At 47.5% G+C, this 14,892-nt stretch carries 14 protein-coding genes and 1 other RNA gene; 4 read left to right on the forward strand and 11 right to left on the reverse strand.

All coding sequences use genetic code 11. The features are described 5' to 3' along the window. Positions 1 to 74: 74 nt before the first annotated feature. From MSMTP_RS14960 to MSMTP_RS14975, 4 genes are all read right to left on the reverse strand, one after another. Positions 75 to 746, reverse strand: a complete 672-nt coding sequence (locus MSMTP_RS14960; RefSeq protein ID WP_369799648.1) for a dihydromethanopterin reductase (acceptor) — start codon at positions 744 to 746, stop codon at positions 75 to 77. A 236-nt stretch (positions 747 to 982) separates the two neighbouring features. Then, positions 983 to 1,612 carry a DUF447 domain-containing protein gene (locus MSMTP_RS14965; protein WP_048181034.1) on the reverse strand — a complete coding sequence of 210 codons (630 nt, stop codon included), beginning with the start codon at positions 1,610 to 1,612 and terminating at the stop codon, positions 983 to 985. Continuing rightward, positions 1,609 to 2,670, reverse strand: a complete 1,062-nt coding sequence (locus tag MSMTP_RS14970) for a triphosphoribosyl-dephospho-CoA synthase (protein ID WP_048181036.1) — start codon at positions 2,668 to 2,670, stop codon at positions 1,609 to 1,611. The genes MSMTP_RS14965 and MSMTP_RS14970 overlap by 4 nt, the downstream gene beginning before the upstream one ends. Then, entirely contained in the window at positions 2,660 to 3,796 is a 1,137-nt protein-coding gene (locus MSMTP_RS14975) for a methanogenesis marker 9 domain-containing protein (protein WP_048181040.1), read from the reverse strand. The genes MSMTP_RS14970 and MSMTP_RS14975 overlap by 11 nt, the downstream gene beginning before the upstream one ends. A gap of 313 nt (positions 3,797 to 4,109) precedes the next feature. On the opposite strand from MSMTP_RS14975, the gene rnpB reads away from it, so the two are divergent. Further along, positions 4,110 to 4,468: RNase P RNA component (rnpB, locus tag MSMTP_RS18210), an RNA gene on the forward strand. A 128-nt stretch (positions 4,469 to 4,596) separates the two neighbouring features. Here the strand turns inward: rnpB and MSMTP_RS14980 are convergent. The 7 genes from MSMTP_RS14980 to MSMTP_RS15010 all read right to left on the reverse strand — a co-directional run bounded on the left by MSMTP_RS14980 (position 4,597) and on the right by MSMTP_RS15010 (position 11,229). Beyond that, complete coding sequence (locus tag MSMTP_RS14980; protein WP_048181041.1) at positions 4,597 to 5,721, reverse strand: geranylgeranyl reductase family protein; 1,125 nt, start codon at positions 5,719 to 5,721, stop codon at positions 4,597 to 4,599. A gap of 131 nt (positions 5,722 to 5,852) precedes the next feature. After that, the gene (locus tag MSMTP_RS14985; protein ID WP_048181046.1) at positions 5,853 to 6,473 is read right to left on the reverse strand and encodes a DUF116 domain-containing protein; all 621 of its coding nucleotides are present in this window, start codon (positions 6,471 to 6,473) and stop codon (positions 5,853 to 5,855) included. Beyond that, entirely contained in the window at positions 6,466 to 7,101 is a 636-nt protein-coding gene (locus MSMTP_RS14990; protein ID WP_048181048.1) for a DUF116 domain-containing protein, read from the reverse strand. Before MSMTP_RS14990 ends, MSMTP_RS14985 begins: the two co-directional genes overlap by 8 nt. A 113-nt stretch (positions 7,102 to 7,214) precedes the next feature. Next, complete coding sequence (locus MSMTP_RS14995; protein WP_048181052.1) at positions 7,215 to 8,471, reverse strand: (Fe-S)-binding protein; 1,257 nt, start codon at positions 8,469 to 8,471, stop codon at positions 7,215 to 7,217. Between the two features lies 1 nt (position 8,472). Next, positions 8,473 to 9,267 (reverse strand): respiratory nitrate reductase subunit gamma, encoded by a 795-nt coding sequence (locus MSMTP_RS15000; RefSeq protein WP_048181055.1) that lies wholly within the window; start codon positions 9,265 to 9,267, stop codon positions 8,473 to 8,475. Between the two features lie 539 nt (positions 9,268 to 9,806). Next, positions 9,807 to 10,466 carry an NAD(P)/FAD-dependent oxidoreductase gene (locus MSMTP_RS15005; protein ID WP_048181058.1) on the reverse strand — a complete coding sequence of 220 codons (660 nt, stop codon included), beginning with the start codon at positions 10,464 to 10,466 and terminating at the stop codon, positions 9,807 to 9,809. Positions 10,467 to 10,845: 379 nt separating this feature from the next. Next, the gene (locus MSMTP_RS15010) at positions 10,846 to 11,229 is read right to left on the reverse strand and encodes a ferritin family protein (protein ID WP_048181061.1); all 384 of its coding nucleotides are present in this window, start codon (positions 11,227 to 11,229) and stop codon (positions 10,846 to 10,848) included. Positions 11,230 to 11,487: 258 nt separating this feature from the next. Here MSMTP_RS15010 and MSMTP_RS15015 point away from each other — a divergent pair, with 258 nt between their 5' ends. The 3 genes from MSMTP_RS15015 (at position 11,488) to MSMTP_RS15025 (ending at position 14,752) form a co-directional block, all read left to right on the forward strand. Then, positions 11,488 to 11,685 carry a ferredoxin family protein gene (locus MSMTP_RS15015; protein WP_048181064.1) on the forward strand — a complete coding sequence of 66 codons (198 nt, stop codon included), beginning with the start codon at positions 11,488 to 11,490 and terminating at the stop codon, positions 11,683 to 11,685. A 40-nt stretch (positions 11,686 to 11,725) separates the two neighbouring features. Continuing rightward, entirely contained in the window at positions 11,726 to 12,496 is a 771-nt protein-coding gene (locus MSMTP_RS15020) for an RNA methyltransferase (protein WP_048181067.1), read from the forward strand. Between the two features lie 147 nt (positions 12,497 to 12,643). Continuing rightward, positions 12,644 to 14,752, forward strand: a complete 2,109-nt coding sequence (locus MSMTP_RS15025; RefSeq protein ID WP_048181070.1) for a minichromosome maintenance protein MCM — start codon at positions 12,644 to 12,646, stop codon at positions 14,750 to 14,752. Positions 14,753 to 14,892 lie beyond the last annotated feature (140 nt).

Consider the following 14,892-nt stretch of genomic DNA (forward strand, 5'->3'; position numbering starts at 1 on the left):
TTATCGTTTATTTTCTTTTTTGAGGGTCTTGATTCTTCTGATCCAAAATCATTCTGTGCTAAAATTCTTCTGATTCAAAATAGCTCCAGGATAGCTTCCGGACTTTCGAGAACAGTGATTCCCTGAAGGTTTTTTACGGTTTCGACGTTCTTCATGTCCACGTCCCGGACCAGGACATCGACCGGCCCTCCTTTGATCGCGGAATAGGGACAGAGTTCTTTGCAGATCCCGCAGCCCTTGCACTTCAGGAGATCGATCTGGTCCGTCGCCCCGTTCCTTTCGGTGATGGCGCCGTGGGGACAGTTATCCCGCGGGGGACAGTCCTCACATTGCTGGCACTGCTTCCGGTCTATATTGTAAGGCATCTCAGAGACGATAGAACCCTCGATATCTACGGGCACAACGTAGACCGGGACCCTGCCTTTCACAGCCTGGGCAACGGCGTTCGTAACCAGGGAGTCTGCAATCCCGTAGGCGATCTTCGAAACCGTGTTTGAGGTCGCAGGCGTAATAAAGAGGGCATCGTACCTTTCAAGGAGGAAACGCCCCACCTTGGGGGAACTCGACCCCTGTTCACTTTCCCGGAAAATCTCTTCCAGGTAGTCCCCGCCCGAGATCTTAACTAGTTTCTGCTCAAGCCCGTACATCCGCAGGACTTCCTCGGCAGCCCTTGAGACATAGGTATTCACGGAAATATCCCTGTCTTTGAGCTTGAGCTCCTTGAAGACCTGGTAGCTCCGGTCCAAGAAATGTCCCGCACCGGTAATGCCCCATGCGATTCTCTGAAAACTCATGTAAAGAACTCATGCCAAAAGGGGATAATATAATTTTCTAAACAGAAAGCGAAAAAAATCAAAAAATCGAAAATCAAAAAATCGAAAATCAAAAAATCGAAAATCAAAAAATCGAAAATCAAAAATCAAAAAAAGATTAGAGAGAGCAAAGAAGGAGAGAGGAGAATCCGGGAACTAAAACAAGAGCCTCAGATTCCAAGCACCTCGTAAATCAGTTCCATAGCCTGCTTCTCTTTTTCGCCTCCGCATTTGGAAGCCAGGGATTCATAGTGCCGGATCCATTCCAGGTATTTTTCATCCCCTGAAAGCTGGTAACGGGTTGCGTGTACCGTAGCTTCCAGCACGGCATTAAAGCCGCGGTTAGGGGCCGGAATCGCCCTCCTGTTAACCTCACAAAAGCCCGCCCCGAGCGGGATGAGGTCGGATACCACGGCCTGTTCCGTATCCTTGAGGTTGGTGCACCTGAAAGCCACCCAGGAAATCGCCGATTTCAGGACAGGGAACTTTTTCCCACCAATATCCACAAAATCGAATTCGGAAGATTCGAGGTCGTAGAAGGTGGAGCGTACGAGAAGCAGAGGGTCGTATACCACGTTTGCTACAAGAACCCTTTCCCGGACCAGGTTTTCCCCGGTATGGCTGCCTTTGAAAATCCGGACAAAGGTCTTCTTGTTTTTCCTGATAATACCGATAGGGGCCGCATTGGGGGTATCAAGCCCCGTACTTACGATTGTCTCAGAGATACCTGCCGGAATACCGTATTCAGAGAGGTCGATAGCTGGTTTACAGCGATCTCCTGATTTTTTAAATTCCTTCAAAAACGTAGTCCTCCGAGTAAAGCGATAAACAGGCCTGCAATAATTATATCTGCGGTGGAACCCGGATTGATCCTTTTTTCAAGCAGTTCTGAATCAAATTCCCTTATGGAAGGGAGCAGAGCCAGGAAATCCCTTTTTCCGGATCCTGAATCCGAAACCGAATCTAAAACCGATCCTTTTTCCTCCCATTCCGAAAGGATCTCTCGAGCCCTGGAAGAAACATGGTCTGCAGTGTCGGCATCGAACTTTGTCTGGATAAAGGTGTCCCTGTGCCTGGAAAGCAGTTTAAGGAATGAGTATACCACGGCTTCATTGATCCCGGTTCCGGAACAGTCGGGGGAAGGATTTCCGCAATCCCCATTCCGGGCATGCATGAACCCCAGGATAGTTCTTGCTCCCTCAAGACAGCGCCTGAAACCTGTTGTCCACTCATTTGCGATCATGTCGTACCCCTCCGAAATCACCATGAGGTCGTAAAGGGTTACGGCCTTTTCACAAAGAGCCCCGGGGGATTCCGTGTCTTTAAGGTCAAATTCCTCCACACTGTTTACCCGGACACCTGCAGCCCCGAAAGCCCTGTAGAACTCTACCGCGTCCTCGCAGCCCGTCTCCCGGACAAAAACAAGAGCCCTATCGACCAGGTTTTCCAAATCCCCTGGTTCAAGCTTTTTGAGGCCGTTTTCAGGCTTTTTTCCTGCAAGAATAACCCCTGCAGCCATGGCAAGGGGAATGAGTAAAAGAAAAGCCCCGAAATGAGTGTTGCCTCCATTCTGCCAGGCGGCACTCTCGTAGACTGCCGCTTTTATGAGAGAACCGATCCCGTCCCTGCTCCTTGCAGCCTGTTCGAGGGCAGGGTACACGCCCACGGAGGAAGCCACGAAATGTTCAAAACAAGTATCAGAATAATCATGCTCCCTGTCCACGTTCCCGGGTTTGGGGGAAGCCGAAACCTCCAGCAGCATAGCAAGCTGGGCACAGCGGGCAATGTGACCGGAAACATGGGGAGAAGATCCCCTACCGGCCGGATAGCCGGGCAGATCAGCGTATTCAGGATTCATTTACCGGGATTTTGGCATGATCCAATATATATTTTGCCAGTTGTGCCTTGAGTTTCATATACTCGGCATCGGAGAGGTCCAGGGTATTTAATGCGCCGTCCCGGATCCAGCAGGGTTTCGTAACCTTGCAGCACCACACAAGGCTTCCGAAACATGTATCCTGCCCGAATTCAAGCATTGTACCTTTCGCAAATTCAAACTTTGTCCTGGCGAACTCCTCGGCGGTGTACCCCAGTTTCCGGAATTTTTCATGTACCGGGCAGGGTTTCACGGGCATGCAGCAAAAAGCAAGACCTCTGAAGTCCCCACTGCTGCAAACATGCTTCGGGGCGTTGTACCAGCCTATGACCTGCTGGTAGGAGGTGACACTTTCAACCAGTTTCCGGATAAGTTCGGGATCTTCCAGAACTCCCCTGGCAGCCGAAACCATATCCGCACCCCAGGAAAACATATCCTTAGCATCAGCGAAATCCGTTACCGAGTTGTTGCCTATGAGAAACTTTCTTGTTGAATCCCTGTACGTCATGATTGCATCAAGGTCAGTGCCAAAGCCTTCCAGCATGGCGTCAACGTGAATGATATCGGCACCTGCCTTATCGATAATCCGGGCAAGCTGGACATCGTCCACGATATTGGCCCGGACCTTTACGGAAAGCACGACCCCGGTTTCCTTGATGGCACGTATCCATTCGGAAAGCCTGGGGAGGTCCTGGAGAAGAGCTTCTCCCAGGCCCGCATCAAGCATCTCGGGCTGCCTGCAATGGGCGTTTAACTCGAGGATTGCACCCTCTTCTTTGACAAGCTTTGCAGCTTCGATCAGGGGGCCAAGCGTAGTGCTCCGCACGTTAACCGCAACAGCACTTCCGGACGTAACCGCCCGAATTTCCTGTTTTATAAACTCCATTGGTTCATCGGAAATGAATTCTTTTCTACCCCGGGCTGCAAGCTCTGACGCAACTTTCATGGAACCTTCGTCAAGGTTAAAAGCCCCCAGTATAACAAGCCCGGCATCATCTGCATGTTTGTTGGCAAACGCACTGTCGGCAATCCCTGCCATCGGAGCCAGTGCGATAGGATTTTTAAAACGGACATACCCAACATGCAGATTGAACAGATCATCACTCATATTTTACCTCTTCAAAAATAAGCCTGGAACTTAAGTACAAAAATGATAACTATAGTCTCATATTAAAGTAACGATAACGTTTTTTTCTGATAATATGGATAGGGGTTTAAAGCAATAAACCAAATTATCGATTACAATGCATATATATTAATATTTGGGCAGATGTCAAACACGCAAATATTATAAGAAGGACACGGAAGCATATCGCGGATCAGACCGAATACATTAAAAAAGATCACAGGCACTCAACCGACAGCCAAAAAATAGATATACTAACAAAAAGTATATAGAAGTTCCATATTAAATAAAGTGCGAGAGAGGTCGGACGGCTGCCGGACCCCAGGGTCTGAGGAAAGTCTCCCCTCCGCTCCGGACACACGAACACCTGTAAAGGGTGTCGGGCGAGAGCCCGGGCGCTGGCACAGAAACGGAACCGTCCCCTGTTAATGCAATGATGCGAAAAGCTGAGGTCGCAGGGGCTGCGGATGAAACGGTGAATCCTCGTGGGTGCAAGTTGGAAATCGGGATTATATGAGCAGTCCGGAATCACCCGATTTGTTTTGAAACGCTTAGCCGAATGCCGTCACTGCAAGAGTCCTAAAGGACCGTTCCCCTCACTGCCTGGTGTCGGGAATCATTGCAGGAACAGAAGGGAGCTTACGGACCTCACTCGCACTAAAATTAATAAACTGCTTTTTTAGTTTTATTTTTGGCTTTAGTTTTAGATTTAGTTTTAGTTTTAGATTTAGTTTTAGATTTAGTTTTAGATTTAGTTTTAGATTTAGTTTAATGAGTGGGCATTACTTAAACTTGAAATTCAGGAGTGACCATCGAAGGAAATCCTTATAATCCATACTTAGACCCACAACCTCAAGGTACTTATCGACCATTTTCTCGCTGGAGGCGAAAATTCTGAACGTCCTTTCAGGGAAACGGTGCATAACTTTTGAGAACATCAGGGAATATTTCAGGTGTGTCCCGAACTCAGCCTGGCATAGGGACTCGTATTTTTTGAGATCCTTTGCCTTTCCACATTCCAGGCAGATCCCGGAAATTACTTCTGCTGCAAGTTGTCCGGAGCGGATGGCATAAGCGAGCCCCTCCCCGGAAAAAGCATCCACGAACCCGGCAGCATCCCCGCAAAGGAGAATTCTCGAACCGACTATTTTCCTTTTAATCCCACCCCAGGGAATCTTGTGTCCATGAAGTTTGTATTCACCCTCAAAACCATTTTCCTTCAGGAATTCTAGCATGGTTTCTTTTGGGTGAGGAAGGTTTTTAACGACTCCGCCAATTCCTACAGAATAATAAGTTTTGTGTGGAAAGACCCAGCCGTACCCACCTCCGGCCACTCCAAAATGCAGTTCAATAGCCTTCCCCAACCTCTCTTCGATTTCCTTTTCCTCTGCCGGGACTTCGGCGACCACACAGACCCCGTACTCTTCTTTCGTGTCCGCAGGCCGTAAACAGGTCTTTAGGAGGCCGTGCGAGCCCTCGGAAATAATCACGAATTTTGCCCGGTAGGTATTTTCCTTTGTTTCTACCTCCACAAATTCAGGAGTCTCCCTGCAGCTGAGGACCTTTTCCCGGGTATGGACTTTTATACCGGTTTCTTTTGCTTTTTCGAGCAGGAGATTGTCAAAAACGTCCCTGGAAACAAGAATGGAAAGCCTATGGTCCTTGTGGGCTTCAATCATCTGCTCTTTGAAAATAACCCTTGCACCCGTGATTTCCCATTCAATGACCTCTTCCGGAAACTCGAAATCAAGAAAAGAAATCGCATGGTCCGAAAGCCCTCCTCCGCAGGGCTTGTACCTCGGAAAGTCTTCTTTTTCAAGCAGCAATGTATTAAGCCCGAGTATTCCTGCACGTCTTCCGGCCGAGGCACCGGATGGGCCGCCACCTACAATAATAACATCATACATAAAGAAACACCTTCAAAAAATATCCTTAAATGAATTCAAAGTCACCTATTAATTTGGAGAGGAACGTATTTAAAGTGTCGATTTGCAGACGGGAAAAAAGTTGCTTTTTACCCGGAAGAAGAAAATAGGGATCAGTATTTGAAAGTTTCAAAAGCATCCAGGACCTTTTGATAATCCACTTCTGTTCCGTAGCAGCCATCATTTTCCATCGGGACCCCATAGGTCACGACTTTTTTACCCTTGAGAGCGCGCATAACCTTATTGAGCTCGTAATCACAGGCTATAAGGAGCACTCCGTCAGCTTTTTCCATTTGCAGGATACGTTTGACAAAAGAAGACCCGGTCAGGATAAAAAGCTTGTATCCGTTTGTTTCCGAATCTTTTTTCAGCCGGGTAAACACGCATTTTCCACAGGACTTGCACTGGATACCTTCCCTCGTGGAATGGGCGGGGCAGTCAAGAGCCCGCATGCAGTGGGGAGCAAGAATAATCCGTTTACTGGTTTTTGCAAAAGCTGATTTATGAGCCATGTTTTTCAGAGAAGCCATCCATTTGTCCAGTATCCTGGAATCCGAAAACTTAACAAAAAGATGCCTGAGTGGAAGATAGAAAAAGTCAAGCACATTCGCAAAAAAGCCTGCCAGCCATACATGCCTGTTTAGGCTGACCCGGCTTACCATAAGAGCGGTCGACGAAATAAAAACCGAAAAAATGATGGTAAAGAACAGGACTTTTCCTATAAGATTATACATCGCACATCTCCATTTTTCTGATAATTTCTTCAACGTCAGCTTCGGTGTTGAAGCAACCGTCCCGAAGGAGAAGAACCCCCTGCACAGGAACAAAAGAAACTTCCTGCATATCTTCTGCAAGCTCATTGTAGCATGCAACGCCCATGCAGGCCTTAGGCCTGTATTCCTTGAAGATCTTTTTGACAAAACTGCCCCCTGGGATTACGAATACCTTAAAATTATACCTGTCGCCGGCTTCGTAAATCTTTGCAATATCGCAAAGCCCGCAGCGCTTGCATTCATACCCGTGAACGGGGTCACACCTTGCCTTACAATTCGGGTGGCGCATACACTGCGGCAGCAGGACAACCCTCCCCTCCTTCGTATGTACGAAATCATCCAGCATCATCGCATTCCGGACATCGATAAGGATATCATCAACAAGGGTTTCCCGGATTCGAAAGACCCTGCATATCCACCTGGAGGGAGAATAGAAAAGATAGAGCGTGAAGAGTGTAAAACTCGGAAAAAGTATCCTGCGTTTATTAAAAGAGTAAGCCCCTATAAGAAGCGCAAACAGTGTCCCGCATAAAGCCAGGAGTGTCAGGAATATGAACACTTTACCCAGGAATTCGTAAGGGATTTGCATATATTGATCATGAGATTTTTACAGTATTTATACCTACCCATAAAATCAAAGACAGGCAGGGAAATCAAACATGAAAATAAGGAAAGAAAAAAGGAAATTAAACCATTAAAGGTTTAATCCCCTATAACTTCGAGCCCGAGAGCTTCTGCGACAAGGACAATAATGTCCTCGACTTCCAGCTTGTCTGCGCCCGGTGTGTTCTTTTCATTGAGGGAATTCGTTCCGTCCTGAAGGTTTCTCTTACAGAACGGGCAGGCGCTTGAGAGGATATCTGCGTGAGTTGCAAGTGCATCTTCGACACGAGTTTCAGCAACTCCCAGAGCCAGGTCAGGGATACCTGCTTTCACACCACCGCCAGCTCCACAGCAACGCTGGAATTCCTTAACCCTGTCCATTTCAACGAACTTGACACCGGGAATGTGTTCAAGCACAAACCTTGGGGCGTCGTATACGCCTACGTGGCGGCCCAGGTGACAGGGGTCGTGATAGGTGATGGACTTATCAAGGGATTTTTCCCATTTGATCTCGCCTTTCTTAATGAGGTCCATGAGGAACTCGGTGATGTGGATAACTTCGAAGGGCAGTTCTTCTCCGAGCTGCCTCGGCCAGTCAATCTTGGAAGAACGGAAACAACCTGCACAGGCATAAAGGACCTTTGTTGCACCCGTAGCTTTGATGGCCTCCACGTTGTGCTCGGCAACCCTGCGTGCAATGTCTTCAATATGAGGCTGCCCAGTCCTTATCATGGCTGAGCCGCAGCACCATTCTTCTTCCCCGAGCATGGTGAATTCAATGCCCAGCTTGTTAAGCACCCTGGCGGTCGCAACAGCCAGTTTGGTCTGCCTGAGTTCGGCGGTACAGCCACCGAAATAGAGAATGTTAGCTTTCTCTGCGATCTTGACATCGTCAGGAATCCATTTGAGGCGGTCTTCGGGAGCTGCCAGGTAGGGGTTGTTGTACTGGTTGACCAGTTTTGGGAACATACTCTGTTTCCCGTAAGGACCGATTCCCTTCTTCACAAGGTTTGCCCGCATGGCTTCCCAGAGCTCTACGGTAGCGATTCCGGACTCACAGACAGTCCCACAGATACCACAGGTGGTACAACCGTGGACGTCATCTTTGAACTCTTCGAGTTCAGCGTCGGGGATCTCCGTCGGGCCAAAGAGCTTTGCCTTGACCCCGTAGGACTTGTTCATAAACTCCCTCCAGCGCAGGATCTTGTCTCTGGGGGCAAGTCCCGGTTTCTGGCCGGAAGCGGCGTAAGTGGGACACCATTTGACACATTCTCCGCAGCGTGTGCAGGAGTCAAGCTCCATAAGCTGAACTGCGGTAAGGTTTTTAGTGTCTATTGAGGGTTGTTTTTTTGCCATTTTATTCTCCTCCCTTGTTTGCTAGAATCGCAAGTGGAGTGGCTATTATATGGATGTATTTTGAATAGGGGATAAAAGCGATACAGAAAAGCAGGGAAATCACGGAGTGGAAGAGTGCTGCAGGGGGTGCATAGGCCATTGCGGTCTCCCCGGACATGCCAATATTCCAGACGATGTCTCCAGTCCTGATCCCGTCAGCGACGAAACCGGAAACGGTGACAATGAAGACAACTCCTATAAGGACCCAGTCATACATGATGGAAGCTTCTCTGACTTCCTTGATAAAGAGTCTCCTGGCAATGGCGATGAGCACACCAACGAGCAGGATGTACCCGAAAATGTCGTTCGGAAGCTGCAGGAATTCCCTGAACATTTCGGCGGTGAAAGGAAGCTCAATGAACCTTTCTGTCATTTCCACTGCAAACATCATGCCCGACAGGGCGAAAAGGGTCATCCAACCAACGAAAATCGTAAAGTGCATAAACCAGCGGACAGGGCTCCTTTTGAGAATTCGTCTCTGAAAGAGGATATCAAGGACAAGGATCTCAAGGATGGGCTTTCCATGCCCGTGAGGAGATACTTCCGTTACCTGTTTCCACCAGGTCTTTAAGAACCGGATTGCGCTTCCCTTGCTCCCGGCTTCGGGTTCAAGAGCATAGCCTGTGACGCCGGCACCCCATTTCTGTAAGTTAATGATCATGCCGTATACGAAAATCACCATGGCGATAAAACTGACTATCATCATCTGGACAAACGTGATCCTGAGAGCATCCGAAAGTCCAGAAAAATATGCCATCTCACTAATAATTTATTCCTCCTATGTATGGGTCAAAAACTGAAAACTGATACTGGTTTTTAGAATTATAATCGCTGTTACAGGAAATAAATAACATTAAAGATCGAGAGACTGCCGTAGCGACTGTCTGCATAAGGTTCGTTTAGTCTTTGTATCTATTATATTTAAACGTTATCTTTAACTTTTCATAGATCGAAAAGCATTCGGGAGCCTAAAAAGTAAGGTCCCAGTTAACAAAAAGGAAGAAAAGTGGAAGGAAAAAAGCAAAAATAAAGCCAGATAAATATAATACACCGTATATAAAGGTATGATAAATATAAATGGGAAGTAATGAAATTTGCTTAAATATAATATATTAGAAATGATGAAAATCTTCTGAGCGGACATAGAGAATAGAGAATTGAATGGAAAAAATTGAGAATTTAATGTTAATAGAGAAAATTAAGAAGAACACAAAGAGCTGGAAAAATAAAAAAAGAAGTAAATTGCCAGACAGAGTATAATATAGAAGGGAGAATATATTTAAAACTCTTCCTGGATTAAAGCCCTATCTCTTCCTTAAATTTATCAAGCCCCAGTTCGTCTATGACCTTTCCAAGCCTTTTGGCCTTTCCATAACCTTTGTAGAAGTTAATGATTTTTTCCACAAAGTCCAGAACCTCTTCCTCAGAAAGCTCCTTTGCTACTACATCGCCTATTCGCGGGCTTGGGCCTGCACTGCCCCCCACCATAAGAGTGTAACCTTTTGCCGTGCCCATGATTCCAACATCCTTGATGGCAGGTTCGGAACAGGAGTTAGGACAACCGGCAACTGCCATCTTGAACTTTGAAGGCAGCTCCATGCCATGGTACATCTCATCGAGTTTCAGGCCAAGCCCCACAGCATCCTGTTTCCCGCGCTTGCAGAATGTTGTTCCGGGACAGATCTTGATGCTCCGCACACAGAGCCCTATGGCAGCCCCGGGCTTCATGTCCAGTTCTCCCCAGGCAGCATCCAGATCTTCCTCTTTTAAGCCGACGATGGCAACCCGCTGGGCAGAAGTAAGTTTCAGGGCTGCAGCCCCGTATTTCTCTGCAATGTCCGCAATCTTTCGAAGAGTCTCCGGGTACACGATTCCCCCCGGAATATGAGGAGCAATTGCATAAGTTTCCCCGTCTCTTTGCACAATGGCGCCTTTCTCAGGAATATCCCCTTTCATGCTTTACACGTCTCCCAAAATCCGTTTCTGTTAAAATTTAGCTTGACCGATCTAGAACCAGTCAAAAAGTTAATTGATAAATCAGCAATCCGATACCGTAAATCAAAAGCCAGGTATGAGACTTTCATTTCCCGGAAAAAAGATTCCAGAATCCAGAAGCAACCTCTAACTATCCGGCAACGTACCCCCGATGTACCGACGCATATCCGGCCAATTTACCGGATAACCCAGTATAATCAGATATAATCCGGATGATATAAATTAATTGTATGTATCCCGGGCACGGCCCTTACAAATGAGTGCATAGAAGTTCAAAAGGAAACAAAAAAAGAAAGAAAAGGAAGAAAAGAAATGGATCGAAAGATCCATCTTCTTTCGTTCACTGCTGCTCTTTCAACCGCTTCAGGAAACCCTTAAGGCCTGCCTTGTGACGGGCTTCGTCCAGGGAGGCACGTTCAAAGAAGAGAGCAGCCCTTGTGTTGCCTTCCTTCCGGGCAATTTCCGCGGCTTCAGCCTTTTCTATCTCAGCTTTGCTTTCACCCTCGAGCATCATTTCGAGGTTTTCTACGGTAGACCCTTTGACCAGGCCCAGGATTTCGGCGACCTCGGTTGCGTGCCAGGCTTCGTCCATTGCGATCTGGCGGAGATAGACCGCAACATCCGCAAACCCTTCCTGTTCCGCAACTTTAGACATCGCAAGATACCATCCGACTTCGGTAGTCTCCCCTTTGAAGGTGTCCTGTAAAATCTTTTCAAGACTCATTAAATACCACTTCCTGATTAGTTAAGACAATATTCAATTTACTGACATATATGTAAATCTATGTCCAGACGTAACAATATAAAACTCTATCAGTTCTTACATCGGGTCATATTTAAGGCTGAGACCTGATTAAGAACTCAAAATTAATATAATAATGAAGAATAAATAAATATCCCCAGGAGAATATAATAAAAACAGCAGGTAAAGAAATCTATCCATTTATCAGGAAGAACAAATCTCCCGAAGAGAAATAGCCATATGAAGATTTATATTGATGAAGAGAAATGTACAGGCTGCGGGGCATGCAAAGCCGCCTGCCCGAAAGGCCCGAGGGTTTATTCCATCGAAGAAAAGAACGGGAAAAAGGTCTGCGTCGTAAAGGATGCATCATACTGCCTGGGCTGCAGGATGTGCACAACGGTCTGCATGGAAGACGCAATCACCCTCGTGAACTGATTTTTAAAACAAAAAAAGCGCAGTCAGGATTTGAGAAACCTTGTCACTTGAGATACGCGTAGTGCTTGTGGAGCCCATGTACCAGGGAAACGTTGGCTCGGTAGCAAGAGCCATGAAAAACTTTGGATATTCGGACCTTGCCCTTGTAAACCCCTGTAAACTGGAAGGACAGGCAAGAGCCATGGCCTCTCATGCCAGGGAAGTACTGGAAGGAGCCAGGATTACCTCGACGGTCGAAGAAGCCGTAAAAGGTGCAAACCTTGTCATAGGGACCACGGGAATCCCGAGCCTTAAGGCAGGAGAACATATCCGGCTCCCTCTTTATACACCCCCCCAAATCAAGGAAAGGCTCAAAGGATACAGTGGGACAGTTGCAGTCCTCTTCGGGCGTGAAGATAACGGTTTCCGGAACGAGGAAATCAAAAGCTTTGACATGCTTGTTACGGTCCCTACATCGGAAGAATATCCCGTAATGAATATCTCCCATGCCGTGGCAGTGCTGCTTTACGAACTTTCCGGAATTGAAAGCGGGGAAAACCCCCTTGCGGAAGGGTTTGACCTGCGGTTATTGTACGGGCACTTAGGAGAACTTTTAGAAGAAATAGGATATCCCCCCCACAAAAAGGACAAGACTTTCCTTATGCTGAGGAGGATCTTCGGAAGAGCCGGGCTGACCCCGAGGGAAGTCCAGACCCTGCGGGGAGTGATAAGGAAAATCGAAAGGAAGATCGACGACCCCTCCGGAAAAGTTCAGGACTCTCTGCAGGAAAACGAAGGAGAGGAAGACATAGAAAAGTTCATATCAGAATAAGCCTCTCTTACATTTGGAGCTTCAATGTACATTTTTTTTAACGCTTTTTGAGCAAACTGTTTTGAACGGAGAGGCCTGGTTAAGGAAATGAAGATTTTTTCAAAAATCCTAGATAATATTTAAGATGTCAACAGATCCGGGAAGATTATGACAGAGACAGAAAGCAAGTGGAACGAAAAGCTAAAGAAATTTTTTAAAGATTATTACTGGAACGAAATCCTCCAGCTTGCAAACGAGTACCCGGACTTAAGAAGCCTCACCGTGGACTTCACCGACATAGAGAAGTTCGACAGGGAACTCTCAAAGGAGTTTCTTGACCACCCGGGAGAACTTGTAGAAGCAGCCGAAGCCGCACTGAAAGAAATTGACCTCCCCGTCGAAAAAGACTTCGAGCAGGCTCATGTCAGGATTATAAAAGTCCCTAACAGAGTCCCAATCCGGGAACTGCGCAGCAAGCACCTGGCCAGGTTCGTTGCAATCGAGGGGATGATACGGAAAGCCACGGAAGTAAGGCCCAGAATCACAAAAGCCGCATTCCAGTGTCTCCGCTGTGGACATATAACCCTTGTGGAGCAAAACAGCTTCAAATTCGAAGAGCCTTACGGGGGCTGTGAAGAAGAGACCTGCGGGAAGAAAGGCCCCTTCAAGGTCTTGATTGAAGAATCCACTTTTGTTGATGCCCAGAAACTCCAGGTCCAGGAGTCCCCCGAAAACCTGAAAGGAGGCTCTCAGCCCCAGAGCCTTGAAGTGGACGCGGAAGACGACCTTACGGGAGATGTCACCCCCGGAGACCGGGTCCTTATAAATGGAGTCCTGATATCCAGGCAGCGTACCCTCAGGGACGGGAAGTCCACCTTCTATGACCTTGTCCTTGAGGCAAACTCTATCGAAAAGCTGGACAAGGACTATGATGAACTGGAAATCACCCAGGAAGACGAAGAACAAATCCTGGAACTTTCCAGGGACCCGGAGATATACGGAAAGATCATAGGCTCGATTGCCCCTTCAATTTACGGGTATGAGGACATAAAGGAAGCCCTGGCCCTCCAGCTCTTTTCAGGAGTCGTGAAAAACCTGCCCGACGGTTCCAGGACCAGGGGAGATATCCACATGATGCTCGTGGGAGACCCGGGTATCGCTAAAAGCCAGCTCCTCCGTTATGTTGTCAAGCTTTCCCCCAGAGGTGTGTTCGCATCAGGGAGAAGTGCTTCTGCAAGCGGATTGACAGCTGCTGCCGTGAAAGACGACCTGAACGATGGCAGATGGACCATCGAAGGAGGGGCTCTCGTAATGGCAGATATGGGAATTGCCGCCGTTGACGAGATGGACAAGATGCGGACAGAGGATAAAAGTGCCCTGCACGAGGCAATGGAACAGCAAACCATCAGCATAGCCAAGGCAGGGATCATCGCAACTCTGAAGTCCCGCTGCGCCCTCCTTGGAGCGGCAAACCCTAAGTACGGACGTTTTGATCGATATGAAGGCCTGGCAGAGCAGATAAACATGCCACCGGCCCTACTCTCCCGGTTTGACCTTATATTTGTCCTGCTCGATACTCCGAACCACGCCATGGACAGCAAAATTGCTACCCACATCCTCCAGTCCCATTACGCAGGGGAACTCTTCGAACAAAGGCAAAAACTTCCCGGCTGTGAGATAAGCGAAGAATTAGTAAACGCCGAACTGGAAGTTATCGAACCTGACATTGATGCTGAAATCATGCGAAAATACGTTGCATACGCCCGGAAAAACGTATATCCCGCAATGGAAGACGACACCCGGCAGTACCTGATCAACTTTTATACGGATCTCAGGAAAACCGGAGAGGGAAAGAATACCCCCGTACCTGTTACCGCCAGGCAGCTCGAAGCCCTGGTCCGCCTCTCGGAAGCCAGCGCAAGAGTCAGACTTAGCAATAGGGTCACCCTGGAAGATGCAAGAAGGACTATCAGAATCGTAATGAACTGCCTGAAGAACGTAGGCGTGGACCCGGAAACAGGAGCTCTTGACGCGGATATCATTGCGACAGGCACAAGCAAGAACCAGAGGGACAAGATAAAGCTCCTGAAAGACATTATCAAAAAAGTAAGTGAGAGACACACGCATGGGAAAGCTCCCCTGGAAGAGGTCTATGCCGAAGCGCAAAAAGAGTGCGGTATCGACAGGCCCCATGCCGAAGAACACATAGGTAAAATGAGGCAGAGAGGAGACCTTTTTGCCCCGGATAAAGACCACATAAAAATAGTCAACAAATGAGCGGGCACCAATTAGCAAATCCCGCGCATCTTTGGAAATTCCCGATAATTATTAAATAAACTTATTAATAATTAGAATTTGTAAGGAATATTTTGAGGGAGCTATGCATCCTGAATGTAAATTTACCTATAAATAAAGTG

Source organism: Methanosarcina sp. MTP4, from assembly GCF_000970045.1.
Taxonomy (GTDB): domain Archaea; phylum Halobacteriota; class Methanosarcinia; order Methanosarcinales; family Methanosarcinaceae; genus MTP4.

Excerpts from the sequence above, each read along its gene's own strand:
- MSMTP_RS15010 (WP_048181061.1), bottom strand. The coding sequence starts at position 11,229 with ATGAGTCTTGAAAAGATTTTACAGGACACCTTCAAAGGGGAGACTACC.
- MSMTP_RS14970 (WP_048181036.1), bottom strand. The coding sequence starts at position 2,670 with ATGAATCCTGAATACGCTGATCTGCCCGGCTATCCGGCCGGTAGGGGA.
- MSMTP_RS14980 (WP_048181041.1), bottom strand. The coding sequence starts at position 5,721 with ATGTATGATGTTATTATTGTAGGTGGCGGCCCATCCGGTGCCTCGGCC.
- MSMTP_RS14990 (WP_048181048.1), bottom strand. The coding sequence starts at position 7,101 with ATGCAAATCCCTTACGAATTCCTGGGTAAAGTGTTCATATTCCTGACA.
- MSMTP_RS14985 (WP_048181046.1), bottom strand. The coding sequence starts at position 6,473 with ATGTATAATCTTATAGGAAAAGTCCTGTTCTTTACCATCATTTTTTCG.
- MSMTP_RS14975 (WP_048181040.1), bottom strand. The coding sequence starts at position 3,796 with ATGAGTGATGATCTGTTCAATCTGCATGTTGGGTATGTCCGTTTTAAA.
- MSMTP_RS15005 (WP_048181058.1), bottom strand. The coding sequence starts at position 10,466 with ATGAAAGGGGATATTCCTGAGAAAGGCGCCATTGTGCAAAGAGACGGG.
- MSMTP_RS14995 (WP_048181052.1), bottom strand. The coding sequence starts at position 8,471 with ATGGCAAAAAAACAACCCTCAATAGACACTAAAAACCTTACCGCAGTT.
- MSMTP_RS15015 (WP_048181064.1), top strand. The coding sequence starts at position 11,488 with ATGAAGATTTATATTGATGAAGAGAAATGTACAGGCTGCGGGGCATGC.
- MSMTP_RS15000 (WP_048181055.1), bottom strand. The coding sequence starts at position 9,267 with ATGGCATATTTTTCTGGACTTTCGGATGCTCTCAGGATCACGTTTGTC.
- MSMTP_RS15025 (WP_048181070.1), top strand. The coding sequence starts at position 12,644 with ATGACAGAGACAGAAAGCAAGTGGAACGAAAAGCTAAAGAAATTTTTT.